This is a genomic window from Micromonospora sp. DSM 43699 (genome assembly GCF_055517075.1).
In genome coordinates this window covers 119,103-139,218 of the sequence record NZ_JBTMMT010000004.1, presented here as the reverse complement: position 1 = coordinate 139,218, position 20,116 = coordinate 119,103, and the positions used below count along the sequence as shown (strand labels likewise).

The 20,116-nt window shown below is 71.3% G+C and carries 17 protein-coding genes; 8 read left to right on the top strand and 9 right to left on the bottom strand.

From position 1 onward, the window contains the following. Nucleotides 1-6: 6 nt before the first annotated feature. The gene (ftsH, locus tag AC0AIB_RS04120; protein ID WP_328342276.1) at nucleotides 7-2,013 is read left to right on the top strand and encodes an ATP-dependent zinc metalloprotease FtsH; all 2,007 of its coding nucleotides are present in this window, start codon (nucleotides 7-9) and stop codon (nucleotides 2,011-2,013) included. 35 nt (nucleotides 2,014-2,048) lie between these two features. Further along, nucleotides 2,049-2,711 (top strand): GTP cyclohydrolase I FolE, encoded by a 663-nt coding sequence (folE, locus tag AC0AIB_RS04115; protein ID WP_328349010.1) that lies wholly within the window; start codon nucleotides 2,049-2,051, stop codon nucleotides 2,709-2,711. 43 nt (nucleotides 2,712-2,754) lie between these two features. On the opposite strand, the gene AC0AIB_RS04110 is transcribed toward folE, so the two are convergent. Both AC0AIB_RS04110 and AC0AIB_RS04105 read right to left on the bottom strand, forming a co-directional pair. Further along, nucleotides 2,755-3,459: a hypothetical protein gene (locus AC0AIB_RS04110; RefSeq protein ID WP_465096037.1), complete on the bottom strand. Its 705-nt coding sequence runs from the start codon at nucleotides 3,457-3,459 to the stop codon at nucleotides 2,755-2,757. 150 nt (nucleotides 3,460-3,609) lie between these two features. Continuing rightward, nucleotides 3,610-6,315, bottom strand: coding sequence for an FtsK/SpoIIIE domain-containing protein (locus AC0AIB_RS04105; protein ID WP_465096036.1), 2,706 nt, complete (start codon nucleotides 6,313-6,315; stop codon nucleotides 3,610-3,612). A 203-nt stretch (nucleotides 6,316-6,518) separates the two neighbouring features. Here AC0AIB_RS04105 and AC0AIB_RS04100 point away from each other — a divergent pair, with 203 nt between their 5' ends. Next, nucleotides 6,519-7,079: a hypothetical protein gene (locus tag AC0AIB_RS04100; RefSeq protein ID WP_465096060.1), complete on the top strand. Its 561-nt coding sequence runs from the start codon at nucleotides 6,519-6,521 to the stop codon at nucleotides 7,077-7,079. A gap of 4 nt (nucleotides 7,080-7,083) precedes the next feature. Here the strand turns inward: AC0AIB_RS04100 and AC0AIB_RS04095 are convergent, their stop codons facing one another. The 7 genes from AC0AIB_RS04095 to AC0AIB_RS04065 are packed head-to-tail and all read right to left on the bottom strand — an operon-like array spanning nucleotide 7,084 to nucleotide 16,011. Next, a complete protein-coding gene (locus AC0AIB_RS04095) occupies nucleotides 7,084-7,686 on the bottom strand; it encodes a hypothetical protein (protein ID WP_465096035.1) in 603 nt (200 codons plus the stop codon). A 13-nt stretch (nucleotides 7,687-7,699) separates the two neighbouring features. Continuing rightward, nucleotides 7,700-8,878, bottom strand: a complete 1,179-nt coding sequence (locus tag AC0AIB_RS04090) for a M23 family metallopeptidase (RefSeq protein WP_328342281.1) — start codon at nucleotides 8,876-8,878, stop codon at nucleotides 7,700-7,702. Next, complete coding sequence (locus AC0AIB_RS04085; RefSeq protein ID WP_465096034.1) at nucleotides 8,875-9,432, bottom strand: hypothetical protein; 558 nt, start codon at nucleotides 9,430-9,432, stop codon at nucleotides 8,875-8,877. The genes AC0AIB_RS04090 and AC0AIB_RS04085 overlap by 4 nt, the downstream gene beginning before the upstream one ends. Continuing rightward, on the bottom strand, nucleotides 9,429-11,378 hold the full coding sequence (locus tag AC0AIB_RS04080; protein ID WP_465096033.1) for an MFS transporter: 1,950 nt from the start codon (nucleotides 11,376-11,378) through the stop codon (nucleotides 9,429-9,431). The genes AC0AIB_RS04085 and AC0AIB_RS04080 overlap by 4 nt, the downstream gene beginning before the upstream one ends. Nucleotides 11,379-11,380: 2 nt before the next feature. After that, nucleotides 11,381-15,271 carry an ATP-binding protein gene (locus AC0AIB_RS04075; protein ID WP_465096032.1) on the bottom strand — a complete coding sequence of 1,297 codons (3,891 nt, stop codon included), beginning with the start codon at nucleotides 15,269-15,271 and terminating at the stop codon, nucleotides 11,381-11,383. A gap of 49 nt (nucleotides 15,272-15,320) precedes the next feature. Then, the gene (locus tag AC0AIB_RS04070; protein ID WP_067302246.1) at nucleotides 15,321-15,683 is read right to left on the bottom strand and encodes a hypothetical protein; all 363 of its coding nucleotides are present in this window, start codon (nucleotides 15,681-15,683) and stop codon (nucleotides 15,321-15,323) included. 13 nt (nucleotides 15,684-15,696) lie between these two features. Next, complete coding sequence (locus AC0AIB_RS04065; RefSeq protein ID WP_328342290.1) at nucleotides 15,697-16,011, bottom strand: hypothetical protein; 315 nt, start codon at nucleotides 16,009-16,011, stop codon at nucleotides 15,697-15,699. 357 nt (nucleotides 16,012-16,368) lie between these two features. On the opposite strand from AC0AIB_RS04065, the gene folP reads away from it, so the two are divergent. The 5 genes from folP to AC0AIB_RS04040 all read left to right on the top strand — a co-directional run bounded on the left by folP (nucleotide 16,369) and on the right by AC0AIB_RS04040 (nucleotide 20,016). Then, nucleotides 16,369-17,265 carry a dihydropteroate synthase gene (gene folP / locus AC0AIB_RS04060; protein ID WP_328342292.1) on the top strand — a complete coding sequence of 299 codons (897 nt, stop codon included), beginning with the start codon at nucleotides 16,369-16,371 and terminating at the stop codon, nucleotides 17,263-17,265. Then, entirely contained in the window at nucleotides 17,262-17,621 is a 360-nt protein-coding gene (folB, locus tag AC0AIB_RS04055; RefSeq protein WP_328342294.1) for a dihydroneopterin aldolase, read from the top strand. Before folP ends, folB begins: the two co-directional genes overlap by 4 nt. Then, a complete protein-coding gene (gene folK, locus AC0AIB_RS04050; RefSeq protein ID WP_328342296.1) occupies nucleotides 17,618-18,145 on the top strand; it encodes a 2-amino-4-hydroxy-6-hydroxymethyldihydropteridine diphosphokinase in 528 nt (175 codons plus the stop codon). The genes folB and folK overlap by 4 nt, the downstream gene beginning before the upstream one ends. Before the next feature lie 67 nt (nucleotides 18,146-18,212). Next, on the top strand, nucleotides 18,213-18,701 hold the full coding sequence (locus tag AC0AIB_RS04045; protein WP_442930860.1) for a DUF3180 domain-containing protein: 489 nt from the start codon (nucleotides 18,213-18,215) through the stop codon (nucleotides 18,699-18,701). A 100-nt stretch (nucleotides 18,702-18,801) separates the two neighbouring features. Beyond that, nucleotides 18,802-20,016, top strand: coding sequence for an ABC transporter permease (locus AC0AIB_RS04040; RefSeq protein WP_328342300.1), 1,215 nt, complete (start codon nucleotides 18,802-18,804; stop codon nucleotides 20,014-20,016). Nucleotides 20,017-20,116 lie beyond the last annotated feature (100 nt).

Sequence of the window (20,116 nt, the reverse complement as noted above, 5' to 3'; positions counted from 1 at the left end):
AACAGCATGGAACGTACGCGTTTCTTCCGCCGACCGGTGGTCTGGATCATCCTGGTCATCCTCGGCGCCGTTGTGCTCAGTCAGCTGTTCACCGCTGGTCCCAGCTACCACCGCGTGGACACTTCCGTTGCGCTCGACCAACTGCACACCGCCAAGATCAACAAGGTCGTCTTCCAGGACAAGGAGCAGACGCTCCAGCTCAACCTGGCCGAGAAGACCAAGTTCGGCGACACCACGACCGACCGGATCGAGGCCCAGTTCCCGTACCAGGCCGGCGAGCAGGTCTGGAACGAGGTCCTCGAGGCCAAGGCGGCCAACCGGGTCACCGGCCCGGCGGACGCCAAGGTGTCGTCCGACAGCATCTGGGTGAGCCTGCTGGTCAACCTGCTGCCCATCGCGCTGCTCGTGCTCCTGCTGCTGTTCTTCATGTCGCAGATGCAGGGCGGCGGCTCCCGGGTGCTCAACTTCGGCAAGTCCAAGGCGAAGATGATCACCAAGGACACCCCGAAGACGACCTTCGCGGACGTGGCCGGGGCCGAGGAGGCGGTCGAGGAACTCCACGAGATCAAGGACTTCCTCCAGAACCCGGCGAAATACCAGGCCCTGGGCGCCAAGATCCCGAAGGGCGTGCTGCTCTTCGGCCCGCCCGGTACGGGTAAGACGCTGCTGGCCCGCGCCGTCGCCGGCGAGGCCGGGGTGCCGTTCTACTCGATCTCCGGCTCCGACTTCGTCGAGATGTTCGTCGGTGTCGGCGCCAGCCGGGTCCGCGATCTCTTCGAGCAGGCCAAGGCGAACGCCCCGGCGATCGTCTTCGTCGACGAGATCGACGCCGTCGGCCGGCACCGTGGCGCCGGCATGGGCGGCGGCCACGACGAGCGTGAGCAGACCCTCAACCAGCTGCTCGTCGAGATGGACGGCTTCGACACCAAGGGCGGCGTCATCCTGATCGCCGCCACCAACCGGCCGGACATCCTCGACCCGGCGCTGCTGCGTCCGGGTCGCTTCGACAGGCAGATTCCGGTCGACGCACCCGACATGGAGGGCCGCAAGGCGATCCTGCGGGTGCACGCCAAGGGCAAGCCGTTCACGCCCGACGTCGACCTCGACGCGGTCGCCCGGCGTACCCCCGGTTTCTCCGGGGCCGACCTGGCCAACGTGATCAACGAGTCCGCGCTGCTCACCGCGCGCAAGGAGCAGCGGGCGATCAGCAACGACTCGCTCGAGGAGTCGATCGACCGGGTGATCGCCGGGCCGCAGCGCCGGACCCGGGTGATGAGCGACCAGGAGAAGAAGATCACCGCGTACCACGAGGGTGGGCACGCGCTGGTCGCCTGGGCGTTGCCGCACGCCGCACCGGTGCACAAGGTGACGATCCTGTCCCGGGGTCGTTCGCTGGGGCACACCCTGGTCCTGCCGACGGAGGACAAGTACACCCAGACCCGGGCCGAGATGATCGACACCCTGGCGTACGCGCTGGGTGGCCGGGCCGCCGAGGAGCTCGTCTTCCACGAGCCCACCACCGGCGCCGGCAACGACATCGAGAAGGCCACCCAGTTGGCCCGCGCGATGATCACCCAGTACGGCATGAGCTCGAAGCTCGGCGCGATCAAGTACGGCACCAGCGGGGACGAGCCGTTCCTCGGCCGCAACATGGGCCACGAACGGGACTACTCCGACTCGGTGGCCGCCGAGATCGACGGCGAGATGCGGGCCCTGATCGAGTTGGCCCACGACGAGGCCTGGGAGATCCTGGTGGAGTACCGGGACGTCCTGGACAGCATGGTCCTGGAGCTGATGGAGAAGGAAACCCTCTCCACCGCCGACATGGCCCGGATCTGCTCCCGGGTGGTCAAGCGCCCGCCGATGGCCCCGTACAACGGCTTCGGCAAGCGTCTGCCCTCCACCGAACCGCCGGTGCTCACCCCGGCCGAGAAGGAGAAGCTCAAGGCGCAGGCGACGGCCGACGGCATCTCCGTCGGCGGCTCCTCGAACAACTCGGACGGTCTACGCTGAACACCGACGCCGCGGCCAGCCCCGACAACTCGGGGCTGGCCGCCTCGTCCACCGAGCCCGGTGACGAGACGCTCGACTACGTCGCCGCCAGGCTGATCAGCGGCAAGCTCAACGGCCGTCCGATCGAGGACACCATGGACCTCGGCCGGATCGAGAAGGCGGTTCGGGAGATCCTCATCGCGGTCGGGGAGGACCCCGACCGGGACGGCCTCCAGCAGACCCCGGCCCGGGTCGCCCGGGCGTACGCCGAACTCTTCGCCGGCCTCCGGGTCGACCCGGCCCAGGTGCTCAGCACCACCTTCGAGGCCAACCACGAGGAGTTGGTGCTCGTCCGGGACATCGACGTGATGAGCCTCTGCGAGCACCACCTGCTCCCGTTCCGGGGCAGCGCGCACATCGGCTACATTCCCGGCCCCGACGGTCGGATCACCGGCCTGTCCAAACTGGCCCGGCTGGTCGAGGTCTTCGCCCGCCGTCCGCAGGTGCAGGAGCGACTCACTTCGCAGATCGCCGACCTGCTGATGAGCAAGCTGCAACCGCGCGGTGTCATAGTGATACTCGAATGCGAGCACATGTGCATGGCGATGCGCGGCATCCAGAAGAGCGGCGCCAAGACCATCACCTCGGCCGTGCGCGGGGTGCTCCAGCACGACGCGAAGTCCCGCGCCGAGGCGATGTCGTTGATCATCCCGCGCTGACCCGCTGACCCGCTGAACGCCGTCGACCGGGCGGCGCGTCTGGTCAGCCGGCCAGCAGCGCCAGCATGATTCCGGCGGCGGTCAGCACCGCCGGCACCAGGCAGGTCAAGAGCCCCAGGCGAGGGGTGCGGTCCCACCGCCCGTCCGGCCCCGGTGGGAACAGCCGACCCACCCCCACCCAGCCGGCCGCGAAAGCCGCCGCCGGCATCGGCAGACCCACGAGCAGCGCCGCCACGCTCACCGGTCCGGTACCGGTCGCCAGGAACAACACCAGCTGTACCACCGGCACGACAAGCGCCAGCGGCCCGTACACCAGCAGGTTGCGCAACCGGGGTGGCCAGGCCGCCGGACGCAGTGGACCGGGTGCCGCCAGCGCCGCGTCGGCACCCTCCACCCAGCGCTGCGCGGTCCGCAGGCCGGTCAGCACCGCCGCCGGACCGCCCGCCATCGCCCGGCCGGCCTCGGCGAGTTCCGGCGGCGTCGGAGCCAGCGACATCGCCGGTACGCCCAACTCCCGCAGCCGGGCCTGCTGCGGCACCAACCTGGCGCGTACCTCGGTCAGCTCCGCGCGGGCCGCCTCCACGGCGCGGGACTGTGCGGCGGCGGCCGTCGCCGCACCCCGGCGTACCCCGTCGAGTTGGCGGGCGGCGGCCAGGTAGTCGGTCCAGGCGGCGGCTACCGACGGGGCCGGTTCACCACCGGTCCGCTGCTGGACCGGCACCACCGTCACCGCGTCGTCGATGCTCACGCCCGGTCCTCCTCGCGGTCGGTCCTGCCCGGTCCTGCCTCCCGTCGCCCTGGCCGGCTCCCCTCGTCACCGGTCACGGCCGGCCTGCCGTCGGTCGGCCGGGCCGGGGTCGGCCCGCTGCCGGAGGGGTTCGGGTTCGCCGTCCGTGGGTCACGTCTGATCCGCCTCGTAGGCGAACGGCACCAGCACGGTGCCATGGTCGTCGGGGGAGTCCCAGAGGACCACCCGGTCCGGTCGGGGACGCCACTGCACCGGCCGCCCGAAGACCGGGGCCAGTTGGGCACCCGGCACGTCGACCGCGGCGACCGCGGCCAACTTTCCGACCTCGCCGTCCGGCTCCACCAGACCGGCGAACGGCGGCACCGTCCGCCACCAGCCCAGCAGGTGCCGACCCTCGGGCGGACCCTCCCGCAGCAGCGTGCGCAACCTGTCCGGCGGCACCTCCCGCACCGACGGCGCGTCCACCCCGAACACCACCAGATAGATCGGGCCGGCACCGTTGCCCACCGTGAGGAACTCCGGTCCGTTCACCGTCGACACCCGCTGGCGCTCGCCCAACTCGGCGGCGAGCTCGGCAGCCAGCGGGGCGGACCCCTCGGCCAGCGCGGCGATCACGAACTCCGCGGTACCCGGCGGATGGTGCGCGGCGGTACTCCGCGCAGCCGTCACCAACAGGGCCGCCGCCGCCACGCCCGGGCCCAGGACGGCCAGGTTCCGTCCCGCCACCGGACCCAACGGCACGGCCACGGTCGTCCGGGCCACGTCCACCGCCCGACCCAGCAGAGCCGCCGGAGCGCCGGAGCGGCCGGCCACGGCAGCCCGCCACCGTGGATCGTTACGCAGTAACGGCCGGGCCCAACCGGCGAACACCACAGGCGGTGCGGCACCCTCCGGCCGCGCCGTGAACAGTCGATGCCGCAGCCGCTCGACCACCTCCGGTGCGTCGTGCGGGTCGGGGAACCGGACCAACCGCTCGTGCCCGCGCGTGGCGCCGCGCGGCCCACCCAGTCCACCAGCGGTGTTCACCACCGCGCTGCCCACCGCCAGGCCGGCGGCGGCGTCGTTGGTCGGCATCAACACCGCGCTGCCCCCGGCGAGCGCCACCCGCACCGGGAACTGCCCCAGCACCGAGTCCCGGGGTGCCGGCCCCGCGCCGACGCCCAGGTCACCCGCGCCGGCCAAGACCAGGTGTACGCCGTACCCGCGCCCCGACCGGGCCAGGCCGTCCAACCGGGCCAGCACCTCGGCCGCCACCGGCTCCCGGTCTGACAGCAGCAGGGGGACATTGTCGATGACACAGACGATGCGCGGCAGCATCTGATGATCGCGCAGCTCCGCGAAACGCTGACCGCCGGCCCGCGCCGCCGCCTCCTGCCGCCGGTGGATCTCCAGCAGCAACTGGTCGAAGAGATCCCGGACGTACTCCGGGTCGGCGGCCATTCCCGCCGCGCGGACCTGCGGCAGCCACGATCGGTCCCGCTCGGTCTGGAGGAACTCCACGAACGACTCGCCGTTGCCCAGGTCCACCAGGTACAGGGCCAGCTCGTCCGGGCCGTACCGGGCGGTCAGGCCGAGCAGGGCGTTGGTCAGGAACGCCGAGCGGCTCGCATCCGACCGGCCGCTGACCAGCCAGTGCGGGGTCAGCTCGGTGAAACCCACGGTGACCGGCCGGCCGCTGGCATCCCCGACGGGGGTGGACAGGCCGTCGGCCGACGTGGCCGTCCACAACTGCGCGTCCTCGGGCGGCAGAAGCTCGGCGAGGCCCAGCCGGGAACCCGCCTCCACCTGGTCGGCCAGCCGACGACAGACCGCCCCGATCAACTCCGGGCCAGGATCCTCGTCGACGAGGACCGGGCAGTTCAGCCCACCGGGGGCATCGGGGCCCGGCCCGCTGAACGGACTGCCCGGCGGGTCACCCACCAGCGCGTACGAGGTACGCAGCCGTACCGGCGTCGCCTGCGGCAACGGCGGCCGGCCAGCGGCCGGCCAGCCGGCGACCACCAGGTGCAGACCGGCACCTCTACCCCGCTCAGCCAGCGCCACGATCCGGTCCAGGTCGCTCGGAGCGGTCGACTCGGGCAACCCGGCGATCACCAGCAACAGCGTCCGGTCATGTCGGCGGGGTCGTCCGCTCCCCGGGGAGACCCACTGCTCGGCCTCGGTGAGCACCGTCCGCAGCCCGGCCACATCGGTCACCGGCGGCGGCAGCAGACCCGCATCGGCAAGCGCCGCGAACGGTGCGAAGGTGCCGGCTCCGCAGGCTTCCGGCCCGGCGATGGTGCGGGTGCTCGTGCCGTCCGTTCCAGTGGTGGTGCCGGTGGCTGCCCTGTCCGCTCCGGCGGCGGTGCGGGTGGTGGTCCTGTCCGCTCCGGTGGCGGTGCGGGTGGTGGTCCTGTCCGCTCCGGTGGCGGTGCCGTCGACGCCGCGGACCAGCAGACAGCCCGCCGGGGCAGCCGCCAGCAAGCGCAGCAGTACGGCCCGAAGCAGGCCGTTCACCCGGGGATCCTGGACGTCCGCGTCGAGCGTCAGATGCCCCGAACCGAGCAATGGCACCAACGCCGGGAAACGGGCGTCCTCCAGCGGTGCGGCCGTACCGATCCGGACGAAGGAGGGGTTCTCCTCGCCACACGGGGCATCTGCCGGCAGGTCCTCCAGAACGGCGCCGGCCCAACCCGGGGCGAGCAACGCGGCAGCGGAACGCAACCGGTCCGCCAACTCGTACTGGCGGCGCTGGTCGGCGGGGGCCGGGCGGATCTCGTCGAGGACCCCGGCGGCAGCGGTGGCGGTGGCCGCGGCACGGCGGTGCAGGGCAGCGGCGCGGTTCGTACGAGCCCTCGGACCGGCCACCGCGTCCACCCCTCTTTCCGAGGTTGGAAACCTCCCCGACTGCAGACCGTATCCCAGCCGGGGCCGCTGCCACGGGAAGCGCGACGGCGATGCGCCGGGCTTGTCGTGAATGACGACGAACTCTCACCTCGCGAGATCATCCTGTCACGATCCGCAGCTTCCGGGGCATTGGGTACGAGGCGCTCAGCCGATAGCCTCAGGGGGTGGAATCAGTGCAGCCCCCCGCCGGTTCCCAGGTGTCCCGTGTACCGGCGCAGCGGACCCCGCCGGACCAGTCGGCACCCCCTGTGCCGCTGCCAGTGCCGCAGCGTCCCCCCCGCCGGCTTCGGACCGCTCTCACTGTCGTCGCCGGCGTGCTGGCGTTGCTCTGCGTGGGGGGCGGAGTGGCTGGCTACGTGCTGTACGAGCGAGCCGCCACCCCCGACCGAAGCGCCCCCGACGTCGTGGTGGACAACTACCTCCGTGAGTTCCTGGTCAATGAGAACGACACCCGCGCAGAACTCCTCGTGTGTGGAAATGCGGAACTTGATGCAGTAGAGGCTCTTCGCGACGAGTTGCGGCAGCGGGAAATCAACTTCAGGGTGGTAGTTAGGGTTAGCTGGGGCCCATTGACTAGGATCAATACCCAAGAGGGTGAGTCTGTTGCAACTACGCTGATCATTGCGGGCTCGTCCAATGGTCAGCAGCGGAGTAGTCGCCGCGAAGATTGGACGTTCGATGTCCAGGATGTCCAGGACGGTTGGCGAGTCTGCCGAGCGCGCAAGTCAGCCTGACCGATTACTCGACCCACAGCAGGTGGACCGGTACCTCCAATGTGGTGGGTGGCTGCCCGCGCCAAGCCCAGCGGTACCAATCCAGTTCCGGAGTGACCCGGACGCAGATGTCGCCGTCGGCGCCCGAATAGGACTCGGTCACCGCGCGTAGGTCACGGTGCTCGACGGAGTCCTCGACGTGCACCACTCGACGGCCACTGACCGCATCCGTCTCGAAGACCGGTGTGGGGGACCGATGCGTCGGTCCGTCCAAGGAAACCAGTTGAATGGCATTCTCACGCGTAGGGGCGGTGAGCGCGGGCCGGTCGGCCAGGGTCTCCACCCACACTCTTTCCACCGGAACGAGCGGGGCGAAGACCTCCACCTGATCGGCCTCCGCCCGATACCACTCGTGTTCCGGGATGATCGGCACATAGGTGCGACTGCCCTGTACCACCCGCTCGTCGGCGCGCAGGTCCCCCCGCCACCCGAGGCCGGGAAGTCCGACGAGGACGCGGCGGCCGCGCAATTCGACCCTGCCTGTGGCGGGAACGATCTCGATCGGTCGTGGTGGTAGCGGTGCCCAGTCGGGCTGACCGGCGAAGGGATCCGGCAGCGGTCCATTCATCGTTCTGGCAGCCTCATGCCGACCCGTTTAGCGGTGCTCCCCGCTGTCGCATGAACGGCACCGGATTGATCCCGCCGGTGAAGCTGCGGTTACCGTCGACGTGTACCTCGAAGTGCAGATGTGGGCCCGACGAATTCCCACTGCTGCCCACCAGCCCGATGACATCACCCGCTTTCACGAGTTGCCCGGGGACCACCCGAGGTTTCTCGATCATGTGACAGTAGCGGCTCACGTAACCGCCAGCGTGCAGGATATCGACGAACCAACCGCATCCGCCCTTACCGGGAAACCCGTCGACATCGCAGTTACGCACTCCATTGTGGTCAGGGTCGCAGCGTGCGACGAGCACTCGGCCGGTAGCCGCGGCATGGATCTCGGTTCGCTTGCGGGCGCCGATGTCCACTCCGTTGTGGCGCGGCCGGCTCGCGGTACGGAACCCGGAGCCGACGCCACCGCTGATCGGTGCGGTCCAGCCGGAGGCGGCGATGGTCCGCGCGGAAGCCTGGTCGCAGACCGTGCGGTCGGCGATCTGCACCGTCCGAGCGGCACCACCGGCGAGAGCGTTGACGATCTGACTCGCAAGGTCCTCGTGCTTCGCGTAAGCGTCAGGATAGGCGCTGATCTGTACCTTCTGTGCTGCCCGGCTGAGTGACATCCGATCCCAGCCGTCGACCTTCAGCAGCTTCTCGTAGAACTTGCGGGCGGCATAGTCGGGGGACATCCGTTCCACGACGGTGCCCCAGCCGGCTCGCTGCTGGAATAGGCCGACGGAGTCGTGGTCCGAGCCGACGCCTTCGTTCGGGATTCCGCGGGAGCCGGCGACCGTGCTGTTGGACAAATTCCGCAGCGCTGACTCCTGCATCGCCGTGGCAACCGCGATCACCCACCCCCGGGGTGGCACCTTCATCTTCTGGCCAACCTTGATGATGATCGCCGCGTTACGCAGCTGACTGTCCCCGTATGCGGACATCCGAGGCATCTTTCCGGTCACGTTGACTCGGTGCTCGTCCTCGCACTGCTGCTCGTTGGACACCAGGCTTTCCTGGTTCCCGCCGAGATTCGTGAGGAAGAACGCCGCGCTGCCACCACCGCAGCAGAGAAGTGCGAGGGCGCCTGTCAATGCGGCGGCGACGGCACCGATTCGGAACCGGCGGCGAGGCAGTTCCCCCGTGCCCGGCGTCTCGGCAGTCATTCCCGCTCCCAGTCCACGGCATCCACCAACCAGCGGCCGTCGGGCGCAACCAGCTCCAACCGCAGCCTTCCGCTCTCCAACGGAACCAACACCTCGGCGAATATCGCCGTTCGAGGTCGGAGCGTCGGGGAACCGGTGACCTTCTCGTCCGGCACCCCGGTTGGGTCGGCGTCGGTCAGCTTCTCGGTGAGTGCGGAGGTGGAAAGCGGCCGGAGGGCCGACTGCCACTGCTCCGCTGTGGTGGCGGGTCCGCCGAGCCAGGCGGTGGTGAACCGGGTCGCCGTCTGCTCGGGGGTCAACTCGCCGGGTCGGGTACGGGGCGACTCCGGAACCGGGGTGGTGATGACACCGTCGTCGCCCTCCTCCGGGTCGACAGTTGTTATGGGTTCACGAGGGCGGCTGCTCAGTCCCGCCGTGAGGTCACTGGGACCGGATACCAGACGGGCCGCGCTGATCACACCGAGTACCAGCACGGCGATCGCGAGTGCGATGCCGAGCCGGGATCGGACCAGCCGCCTGAAGAGGAACTCAACTGCTCGTCGCATCACGATCACCTGGCCTCGGAGCGTACCCGGGGAGTGGGCTTCGGCGTTGGTGCCGCGGAGTCGGGGCGGTAGACAACGAACGAGGGAGTCTCCTCCGGCGAATCCGGCTCGGTCCAAGCCGCCGCCGATCGCTGACGAGGGCGGGGCGCGGCCGTGGGGCGGCCGTTCTCGCGCTTCGGCGGGACCGGCTCGGCGTCCTCAGCGCGCTCCTGTCCATCCGGCCGTTCCCGCGGAGCGGGTGTGCTGACCGTGGAGTGGCTCGGATCTTCCCGCCGGGCCTCGGGCCGCAGACCCGCCGGTTCCAGCGCTGTTCCCCGCCGTCGAGTGTTCTTCGGTTCGGCCGTGCCACCGGGCTCGGCGACGTCGAGTCGGGCGGCGACCCGCATGTCCCGGAAGAACCGGCGGTGCCACGACCCGGCGGAGCTGACCGCCTCACCGCCGTCCTTGCCACCCAACTGCGTGATCCGTCGATATGGCCGAAGAAGTAACCAGCCGACAACACCACAGAGCCAGACCAGCACCACCTGGAGCCAACCCGGCAGGGTGGGCGTACTCATGATCAGGTCGACGGCGAACAGGTAGATCGCTGCTCCGGTGCCGAAGATGGCGATGTTGAAGACAGCGGCGACCACGGCGTTCGCCAACCGCCGCAAGCCGGCGCTGGCCGGACGGAGTAGCCCGATCGTGCCCAGGATCGGCGCCGCGATGACCGCCCAACGGAAGATCATGAAACCGAGCAGCACCAGCAGGGAGGCGGTGAGGTCGAACATGGCGAAGAGCAACGAGGCGAGCACCGCGATGAATCCGGAGCCGATCCGGTCCATGTCCCGGCTGCCCTGGAGGTACTCGTAGGCTTCCGGATCCTCCAACTTGATCTGTTCGGCGACGGTCATCCACTGCTGCTGCTTGGCTTTGACTGTCGCATCCCGGGTTGCCGGATTCTGCCGGAGCTTCTCCGCCTCTTCCCAGGAGAGGGACTTGGCGTCGTAGAGGGCTGCCCCGTACTTCTTCGCAGTCTCGCTGTCCGCCGAGCCCAGGACGCCACGTAACCAGTTGCGGTACAACATCGACTCGGTGGCGGTGTCGCTGGCCCGGACGGCAGGAGGGCGGCTATCTTTGCATGCATCCGGATTGGGGTCATCGCACTGATCTACCGGCGTGTCACGAGCTGCCGGACCGATAGCGTCGTGTACGACGCCCAGCGAGGTGATGAGTGTGCCGTCGGCTATATTGGCGGACTTCACCGGCCAGGCCGCGAGCGCGGTCACCGCGACCATCACGAGGAGCGCCCAGCCTGCGGTGGTCATGGCGTTGCTCATGTCTGACTGGCGGGAGCGCCACAGCAGATAGAGGCCCACCACGCAGAGCGTCACGATGCCGAAGACGCTGAACACCTTCTGGTAGACGGCCTTGGTAGCCTTGTCCACCAGCGGGTCGGCCCAGTTCCACATCGACCGAGGGTCCCAGGCGCGCTCCCGCAGTGCGTTCGAGGCACCCACCACTGCCGTGGCCATCATAAGCTCGCCGTTGGCGACTGTCGTGGTGAACTTGTAGTCCGGATGCAGGACGGCGGAGGCACAGCCTCCCTCCACGTCGTACGTATTGAAGCTGTATCCGGCGTAGCCGTAGTCGCTGTAGAGGCCCTTCGGTCCGGGGAGTTTCGACGCATCGGGTCGAGAGGCGAACCAGCCGGCCAGTCCGGAGTCCGGGGCCGAGGGAACCGGCGGCTTGCGGCAGTCCACCTCGGTCTCGCTGACCTGCTTCAGCTTGGAGACGCAGGCGCGGAAGTCGACCTGCCACTCCTTGGTGGTGCAGAGGTCCGCGGCGGCCTGCGCCGTTACAGGCGGACCGGCGTACGCCGGTGTGGCCCCGACCACCGGCCAGGCGATCGTGGCACCGGCGAGTACGCCGAGTGCGAGGAGGAGCGCCGTGATCCGTGCCCGGGTCCTCGCCATTGTCACGCCTCCAGATCAGCCAGGACGGTCGGCAGTATCCCGGCGGCCTGGGCGACCGCGGCGGGGGTGGTGTCGAGATGGTCCAACAGCCCCTCGACGTACGACACGTCCACCCGGACCTTCTGCACCCGGCCGTCCACGTCGCGCATGACGAATTCGCGGAAGCCGAGCCGGGTGGCGGAGGTGGTGTCGACGGCGGAGAGAGAGGCCAGGGTGGCCTCGTAGCCGTCGTCGACCGGGACCCGGAGCAGCCGGAGGGCCTCGGAGGCGATCTCGGTGTCCTCGGCGATCCGGCCGACGAAGACGGTGGAGACGAGGTTCTGGACGTCGAGGCCGAGGATGTCCTTCGGGTTCTGCGAGGCGACCAGGGCGGCGAGGTTCCACTTGCGGGAGTCGCGGGCGAGTCGGACCAGGAAGGAGCGGCCGGAGCGCCAACCCTCCATGAAGTGCGCCTCGTCGAGGCCGACGAGCTTACGGGACGACATCGAACCGCCGTAGCAGCGGCGTACGGCGAGGCGGTGCGCGGTGTGCAGCATCGGCAGCGCCAACGCCTCCTCGGCCGACCAGTACTCGCGTTCGATCTTGAGGTCGGGCAGTCGGAGGCCGGCCATGGTGATCACGGTGAGCGCCGCGTCCGCGCCGAGCAGCCCTTCCGGCGGGCGGCCGAAGAAGAGCATGGCCAGCGGCATCTCTGCGGTGTCCAGCAGTAGGTTGGCCAACTCCCGGCCTGCGTCGTCGTCGAGCCCCTGCAGGCAGGTGACGACGTCGTCCAGGGTGGACTTCTCCTCGGCCGGCACCTGGCGTACCGCGTGTCGGAACAGGGTGGCGGTGGACGCCTCCCGGGCCACCTGCGGCGGCACCAGCATCATGCAGATGTCCTGCACCAGCATGCGTCGCTCGGCCCGGGCGTTGGAGACCGCGATCTCGAACTCCCGGTCGCCCGCCGCGCCGGTGGCGAACTCGCTGCGCAGCGGGGTGGGGATGAGCGCGTAGGGGGCCAGTGTCCCCGGTTCCGAGCCGGTCAGGTTGAGCACCCGGGCGTAGGGCTTGAGCTCGGGCATGGCGCAGAGGCGGGCCAGCGGCCCGGAGGGGTCGAGCAGGGTGACCTGCACACCCCGGCGGGCGGCCAGGTAGCCGAGCGCACCGAGCAGCGTCGACTTGCCACCACCGGGTTCGGCGACGAAGACGGCGAGCCCGGAGCGTTCGCGTACCTCCATCGGGAAGTGCAGGTCGAGGAAGACCGGCCGGCGGCAGGTGCCGGCGGTACGCCCGATCAGGTCGCCCCGGCGGTCGCCGACGGTGGAGGCCGCCTGGGGGAGCGCGGCGGCCAGCAGCGGGACCGGCATCCGGCGGACGTAGCCGGTGTTGGCGATCGGCTCGCCGGGGATGAACTCCCGGGCCAGCCAGTCCTGGTTCTTGGGGTGTTGCAGGGAGATGCGCAGCTCCCGGGAGTAGAGCTGGATGAGCCGGCGGGCCCGTTCCATGCACTCCTCGCGGGTCCGGCCGCCGACGGCGATCCGGTGCCAGCCGTGCGCCCGGGCGGAGTCCACCGGCAGGCCGGTGGTCATCTCGTCGCCGATCACCAGCGCCCGCTTGGCGAGCCGTTCCAGCTCGGGTGGGGCGTCAATGCCGTGCTCGGCGTAGTCGAGCTGCTGCGAGCGGATCATCCGTAACCGGTGTTCGAGGTTACGGAAGGAGTCACCGGAGCCGAGGATGTCGACCCGGGTGGAGATCTCCATCGGCCAGGGCAGCCGCTCGTGGAAGTGCAGCCAGGGTTCGTGCCGTTCCGGGATCTCCAACGGTTCCATCCGGCCGACCGCGAGTACGGCGACGTGTCGTTCCTCGCCGGTCATCCGGTTGACCAGCTTGACCGTGGTGCCGTACGGGGTGCGGTAACGCTCGACCTGTTCGGTGAGGGCGAGCAGGTCACCGCGTTCCCACCGGCCGTTGGTCACCGGGGAGAGCGTGCCGGGTGGGGCCATGCAGAGGGCGACCGAGCGGTAGAGCAGCCACTCCAACTCCTGCGCGGTGACCCGCCGGCCACGCATGCCGAAGCTGCCCAGCACCTCGTCGAACTGCTCGACGGTGCGACCCAGTTTGCGGCGCTCCCCGTCGGCGGTGCCCTTGCCGAAGGCCCGCAGCAGCCGTTCGGTGAGGGAGTCACCGAGTGAGCGACGGGCGAAGGTGACCCCCAGGTAGGTCTGCCCCTCGGCGTGGTTGACCGACATCAGGTGCTGCTGGGCGGCGACCAGGTGGTCGGCCCAGCCGGGTGTGCCGGGGACGTCGGGCAACGGTGCGGCGGTGTGCGCGTCGATGGTGCGGGCCCACTCGTCGGCGGGGAACGGCCGGGTGGTGCGGCGCAGGTGCAGCCGGAAACCGGCCAGGCCGGCGTACTGCTCGGAGATGGCGGAGAGCAGCGCCTCGCGTTCGGCGTCCGGGCGGAACGCCCACCGGACCTCGGGGAGCCAGTACCAGGCGGTGACCGTGTTGGGGGTGAAGGTCAGGTGACCGGCTATCTCGGTGATCGCCAGCTCGATCGAGGGATCCCGGTCACCGAACTTGATCTTCGGTGCGCGTACCCGGACCGGCTTGGTGGGCGTGTTGCGGCGGCTCGCCGCGCGCTCTCTCGGCGCGGCCAGTTCCCGGGAACCGGGGTCGGCGGGTTCGGGCCGGTCGGGCTCGACGAGTTCGCGCCGGACCGGCTCGGCGGTCAGCGCGCCGATCGGGGCGGTCACGGCCTCCACCCGGAGCGGCTCGGGCGTCTCCGGCCAGGCCGACTCGACGGGCTCCGGCCAGGCCGGCTCGACACGTTCGGGCCAGGCCGGCGCGGACTCCACCGGGGTCGGCCGCGGCCCGGCCGTCGGCAGCCCTTCCCGTCGGGCCTGCTCGGCGCTGTGCTGCCGCGCGACCTCGGCAGCCTCGCGTCGGCCGCGTTCCGCAGCCTCGTTCCGGGCTGCTTCGGCCGTCACACGGCGGGTGTCTTCGAGTGCGTCGCGTCGCGCCGTCTCGGCGGCCTGGCGTCGGGTCGCTTCGCTCGCGTCACGACGGGCGCGTGCGGCGGCTTCGCGCTGCGCCGCCTCGGCGGCCTCGCGCCGGGCCTGCTCGGCGGCCTCGCGCCGGGCCTGCTCGGCGGCCTCGCGGCGGCTCAGTTCGGCGGCTTCTTCGCGCTGGGCCTGCACGACCGCCGCACGCCGGGCTGCTTCGGCGGTCTCGCGTCGGGCCTGCTCGGCGGCCGCACGCCGGCTGCGGTCGGCTGCTTCCCGGGCCCGCTCGGTGGCCTCCCGGCGGGCCCGTTCGGCTGCCTCCCGGGCGGTGAGCGGTTCGCCCACGTCGGGGGGGAACAACTCGGCCGGGACGATGCGGCGTGGTGCCCGCTGCGGCGGCTCGGCGGCTGGAGCCGCCGCAAGGCGGTCGCCCTGCTGGTGGGGAACCCGGGTACGGGTGGACCGTTCGGTCGGCGGGGCGGCCTCGATGGCCGCCGGGGGCGCCTGCGCCTCGATGGCCGCCGGCGAGGTCGGTACGGCCGACTGGTGCGGGATGGCCGGGTGCTCCCGGCCGGTGCCGCGCCGCACGGGGGTGCCGGGCGAGGGGGACGCACCGGGGCGTGGACCGCCGCCGAAGAGGTCGAGGAAGGGGGAGTCGATGTCGGTGCCGTCACCGACCAGCATCGGCGCGGCGGAGACCGGCTCGACCGGGGGCGTGCCACGGCCGGGGGAGGGTCGGGGTGCCTGGAAGACACCTACCCCGCCCTGGCCCGGGCCCGTGAGCAGGGCCGGGTCGTACGGCTCGTCGTCCGGCAGCTCCTCCTGGGGGTAGTCGAACGACCGCGCACGGTTACCGTGCGGGGCGCCGTGTCGTCCGGCCGGGAAACCCGGCGTGGAAGAGCGACTCATTCGACCGCCTCACCCATCTGGTCCGACTGCCCGATGCGGGTACGCCCGGTCATGCCAGTTCCTCCCGGATCCTGATCCGGCTGCCGACCAGGCGGGGATCCCGCAGTTCGGCGGCCGGCTCCCGGGTGCGTCGCCAGTCGGTGAGGGCGGTGCGGATGACCATCCGCGCCGGCCGGTCCGGGTCGACGTACCGGAAGATGAACGAGGTGCTCACGATGGCGAGCGCGATCTCCCAGGCGGGGAAGAGCTCGACCTGCAACGTGAACAACCAGTGGATGAACATGTAGAGGGGTACTAGCAGCATGAACAGTCCGTACTGGGCGTACGGCAGGTGGACCGGAAGGGTGTAGCCGGGCGGCCCGAGGTAGACCAGGCGTGCCCGGTAGATGTCGTCGTCGGTGCGCAGCCGCATGTCTCGCCCGCGCCTATTCGAAGATCAGGTCGATCAGGTAGTCACCGATGAAGAAGAGTGTGGCCGCGCCGGCGATGAAGGCCAGCCCGACGATCGCGATGGCCGAGCTGGTGAGCACCTTGGAGATCTCGCCCCGGCTGGCCCGGCCGATGAAGATGACCCCGAGGACGGCGAGCAGGATGGGCGCGATCTTGCTGGCGAAGAAGGTGACGACACTGTTGGTGTCGATGCCCTTGGGGGCCGGTTCGGCGAGCGGCGCCGTCGCCAGGGTGTGCAGCACCTGAGCGACGCCGGACGACGTCGTCTCCATGAGCTCGTAGGCGATCACTGGAACCTCCCCATAACGCGGCCGGCGGTGCCGCGGTGGTGCAATAGGCAAGCCTGGCGGGAAATGTGCTCACTGTGCGCAGCGCGAATGACGTCGTGCTGTTTTCTCACCACGGAGAGTGGCGAGATTTGGGGGGATTTTCCCGCTTTGGCCCTCCCTCCACGCCTCGCCACCTCTTGATGCTGGGCAATTCCACAGCGTACGGGCCGCCCTCCTTTGCGACAAGCCGCGAAGAGTCGACCCGATTCGACCTCGGTGACCGATCGTACACCTGTTCTAATGAGCACGTCAGCCCCGCTGCCGGGTCGGCCGGCGGGGGTCCTCGGAGCGGTGCGGCGCGACCGGTACCGTCTAGTCGTGACCGATCTGGTACGGGCGCAGGACCCGGTGGTGATGGGCGTCCTCAACGTCACGCCCGACTCCTTCTCCGACGGTGGCCGGTACACCGATCTCGATGCCGCAGTCGCACACGGGGTGCGACTGCACGACGAGGGCGCGCACCTGGTGGATGTCGGCGGTGAGTCCACCCGACCGGGTGCCGACCGGGTCGACCCACGGACCGAGGTGTCCCGGGTCCTGCCGGTGATCCGGGAACTCACCGCCGCCGGGGTGCCGGTCAGCATCGACACCACCCGGGCACCGGTGGCCGAGGCGGCCGTCGGCGCAGGCGCCGCGGTGGTCAACGACGTCTCGGGCGGGCTGGCCGATCCCGACATGGCAAGGGTGGTCCGGGACGCCGGCTGTCCCTGGGTGCTGATGCACTGGCGGGGGCACTCGCGGGGAATGCGCGAGCTGGCCCGCTACACCGACGTGGTCGCCGACGTCCGGGCCGAACTGGCCCAGCGGGTCGACGACGCGCTGGCCGCCGGGGTGGCCGCCGACCGGCTGGTGATCGACCCGGGGCTCGGCTTCGCCAAGACCGCCGCGCACAACTGGGAGATCAGCGCCCGCCTGCCGGAGCTGATCGACCTCGGCCTCCCCCTGCTCTTCGCCGCCAGCCGCAAGTCCTACCTGGGCCGCCTGCTCGCCGCCCCGGACGGCACCCCACGGGACACCGACGGCCGGTCGGCCGCCACCGTCGCCACCAGCGTGCTCGCGGTGGCCGCAGGAGCCTGGGGGGTACGCGTGCACGACGTCCGGAGCACCGTCGACGCGCTCGCCGTCTGGTCGGCCACCGGCCGTCCCCGGCTCGCCGCCCTGGAAGTCATCGGAAAGGACCCGGCCCACGCGGGTCGAGGAGGGGAAGGTCGATGACCGACCGGATCGCCCTGACCGGGCTACGGGCCCATGGCCGGCACGGCGTCTACGACTTCGAGCGCGCCCAGGGTCAGGAGTTCGTGGTCGACGCCGTCCTCGAACTCGATCTCACCCCGGCCGCCCGCTCCGACGAGGTGACCGACACCGTGCACTACGGCGAGCTGGCCGAGCGGCTGGTGGCGGTGCTCACCGGTGAGCCGGTCAACCTGATCGAGACGCTCGCCGACCGGCTGCTCGCGGTCTGCCTGGCCGAACCGCTTGTCGCCGCGGCGACGATCACGGTCCACAAGCCCGAGGCCCCGATCCCGCACACCTTCGCCGACGTGGCAGTCACGATGCGGCGTACCCGATGACCCGGGCGGTGCTGTCCATCGGCAGCAACCTGGGCGACCGGCTCGGCCACCTGCGCGGCGCGGTGACCGGCCTCGGCGACGCGGTGCTGGTCGTCTCCGGCGTCTACGAGACGCCCCCCTGGGGGGACGCCGGGCAGCCGGCGTACCTGAACGCGGCGGTGATGGTCGCCGACCCGACGGCGACCCCGCGCGACTGGTTGGCCCGCGCCCACGCCGCCGAGCGGGCCGCCGACCGGGTCCGTGACCCGGCCCGCCGGTTCGGGCCGCGCACCCTCGACGTGGACGTCGTCGCCGTCTGGGACGACACCGGTCGACAGGTGCTCAGCGACGACCCCGAGCTGACCCTGCCGCACCCCCGCGCCCACCAGCGCGCCTTCGTGCTCCGGCCGTGGATCGACATCGACCCGCACGGGCGGCTGGCCGGGCACGGCTGGCTCACCGACCTGCTCAACGACGAACCGGTCGCCGGCGACGCCCTCGAACTGACCCCACGCCCCGATCTGACGTTAGAGTCGGACTTATGAACCAGTGGAGCCGGCCGGCATGACGCAGTCCCGACCGCCCCGTGACCAGGAGCCCGACGGGTCGAAGATGGGCCCCACCCGGTTGTCGACCCTGCTGGTCGCCGCGCTCGCCGCCGCGGCGGTGGCCTGGCTGCTGATCAGCAGCTTCTACTACAGCGGCATCCCCCGGTTGCCCTGGCTGCCGGTGGTCACCCTGGCCGCCCTCGCCGTGCTGGAGGCGTACGCGGCGGTCAACACCCGGAGCCGGATCGAGCGCAAGCCCGGCCGGGAGCCGGTCAACCCGCTGCTCGTCGCCCGGTTCGTGGTGCTGGCCAAGGCGTCTGCGCTGGCCGGGGCGATCTTCCTCGGCTTCTACGCCGGGCTGACCGGGTGGCTCTTCGTCGAGCCGACCAACGCCGCGATCGAGGACCGGCCGGCCGCCGGGGCCGGCGCGCTCGCCTCGCTCGCCCTGGTCGCCGCCGCGCTCTGGCTCGAACGCTCCTGCCGGGTCCCCGAGTCCGACGACGACGCCGACGACCGCGGCGACGACCTGCGGGGCCGACCCGACCGACGCTGAGCCGGGGGTTACGTCTGGCCCTGCGCGCAGGTACGGTGCCTGGCGACCGGAGAACAGCCAGCCGTCACCGGGGTGGCCGGTCACGTGGGAGGCGCACCACATGGGGTACGACGAACCGGGCCGGGCCGCGTCGGCGGAGGTGCCCGCGACCGTACTGGAGAACGTCTTCGACGACCCGACGCAGGGCGAGCCGGGCCGGGACCGGCTGGGCGTGCACGTCGTCTGGGAACTGGTGCTGCTGCTCGCCCTCGCGGCCCTGGCCTACCTGCTCTGGCGGGAGAATCCCGAGGCGCTGCGTGGTGGCGGCCTGCGTCGGCTGCTCGTCGACGCGGTCGCGCTGGGTCTGCTCGTGGTCGCCGCCGGGCTGAGCCTGCGTACCGCCGCGGTGAACCTGGCGATCGGCCCGGTGGCGCTGGCCGCCGCGCTGCACTTCGCCGAGCAGGGCGACCGGGGGGTGTCGACGGCACTGGTGCCGGCACTGGTCGCCGCCGCGCTGGGCGGGCTGGCCCTGGCCTGGGCGGTGGTGGTGCTGCACGTGCCCGGCTGGGCGGCCAGCCTCGCCGCCGCCGCCGGGGTGGTCGTCTGGATCGAGCGGTGGGAGGTGCCGGTGGCGGTGCAGGCCGACTACGACCCCCGGCGCAACGCCTACTACCTCTTCGCCGGGTTCGCGGCGGTCGCCGTGCTCCTCGGGGCGTTCGGCGCGATCCGGGCGGTGCGTCGACTGGTCGGCCGGTTCCGTCCGGTGGCCGATCCGGCCCGGCGACGCGGGATGGCCGCCGCGCTGGTGACCGCCGCCGCGCTGATCGCCTCCACCGTGCTCGCCATGCTCGCCGGGGTGCTCGTCGCCGCCAACGGGACCGGGCCGGTGACGCCGACGTCGGGGCTGGACTGGACGGTGCTCGCGGTGGGCGTGTCCATGCTCGGCGGCACCAGCGCGTACGGCCGACGCGGCGGAATCTTCGGCGCCCTGCTCGCGGTCGCGTTGGTGGTGACCTACCTGGCCTGGGCGGCCGAGACCGGTGCCCCCACCGACCGCTGGGCCGTCGGTGGGACGGCGTTGGCCGGCGGCCTGCTGGTCACCCGGTTGGTCGAGACGTACGGTCGGCCGCGCACGGCCCGGGGCGAACCGGTCGAGCTGCCGCCGGTACGGGACGGGGCGATCAGCTCCGGCTGGTCGATGCCCCCCGCCGGCGAGGCGCGCAACTGGACCCCGGCGCTGCCCGAACGGACGACCGACGCCGACACGCCGCCCGACCCCTGGGAGGCCCCCCGGTGGCAGCGTGACCCACCCCGCTGGGACACCGGCGAGCGCTGACCCACCGGCCGGTGGTGTCCGCCCGGCCGGCTGGGCGGCGCAGGGTGACCGGATCGGTGGCGGCGGTGCGGCCGGGCGCGGACGACGGGCCGGGAAGGAT

Coding starts and splice junctions, on each gene's coding strand:
- ftsH (WP_328342276.1), top strand. CDS start 7: ATGGAACGTACGCGTTTCTTCCGCCGACCGGTGGTCTGGATCATCCTG.
- AC0AIB_RS04095 (WP_465096035.1), bottom strand. CDS start 7,686: ATGAATGGACCGCTGCCGGATCCCTTCGCCGGTCAGCCCGACTGGGCA.
- AC0AIB_RS04090 (WP_328342281.1), bottom strand. CDS start 8,878: ATGACTGCCGAGACGCCGGGCACGGGGGAACTGCCTCGCCGCCGGTTC.
- AC0AIB_RS04080 (WP_465096033.1), bottom strand. CDS start 11,378: ATGGCGAGGACCCGGGCACGGATCACGGCGCTCCTCCTCGCACTCGGC.
- AC0AIB_RS04075 (WP_465096032.1), bottom strand. CDS start 15,271: ATGAGTCGCTCTTCCACGCCGGGTTTCCCGGCCGGACGACACGGCGCC.
- AC0AIB_RS04070 (WP_067302246.1), bottom strand. CDS start 15,683: ATGCGGCTGCGCACCGACGACGACATCTACCGGGCACGCCTGGTCTAC.
- folB (WP_328342294.1), top strand. CDS start 17,262: ATGACCGACCGGATCGCCCTGACCGGGCTACGGGCCCATGGCCGGCAC.
- folK (WP_328342296.1), top strand. CDS start 17,618: ATGACCCGGGCGGTGCTGTCCATCGGCAGCAACCTGGGCGACCGGCTC.
- AC0AIB_RS04045 (WP_442930860.1), top strand. CDS start 18,213: ATGGGCCCCACCCGGTTGTCGACCCTGCTGGTCGCCGCGCTCGCCGCC.
- AC0AIB_RS04040 (WP_328342300.1), top strand. CDS start 18,802: ATGGGGTACGACGAACCGGGCCGGGCCGCGTCGGCGGAGGTGCCCGCG.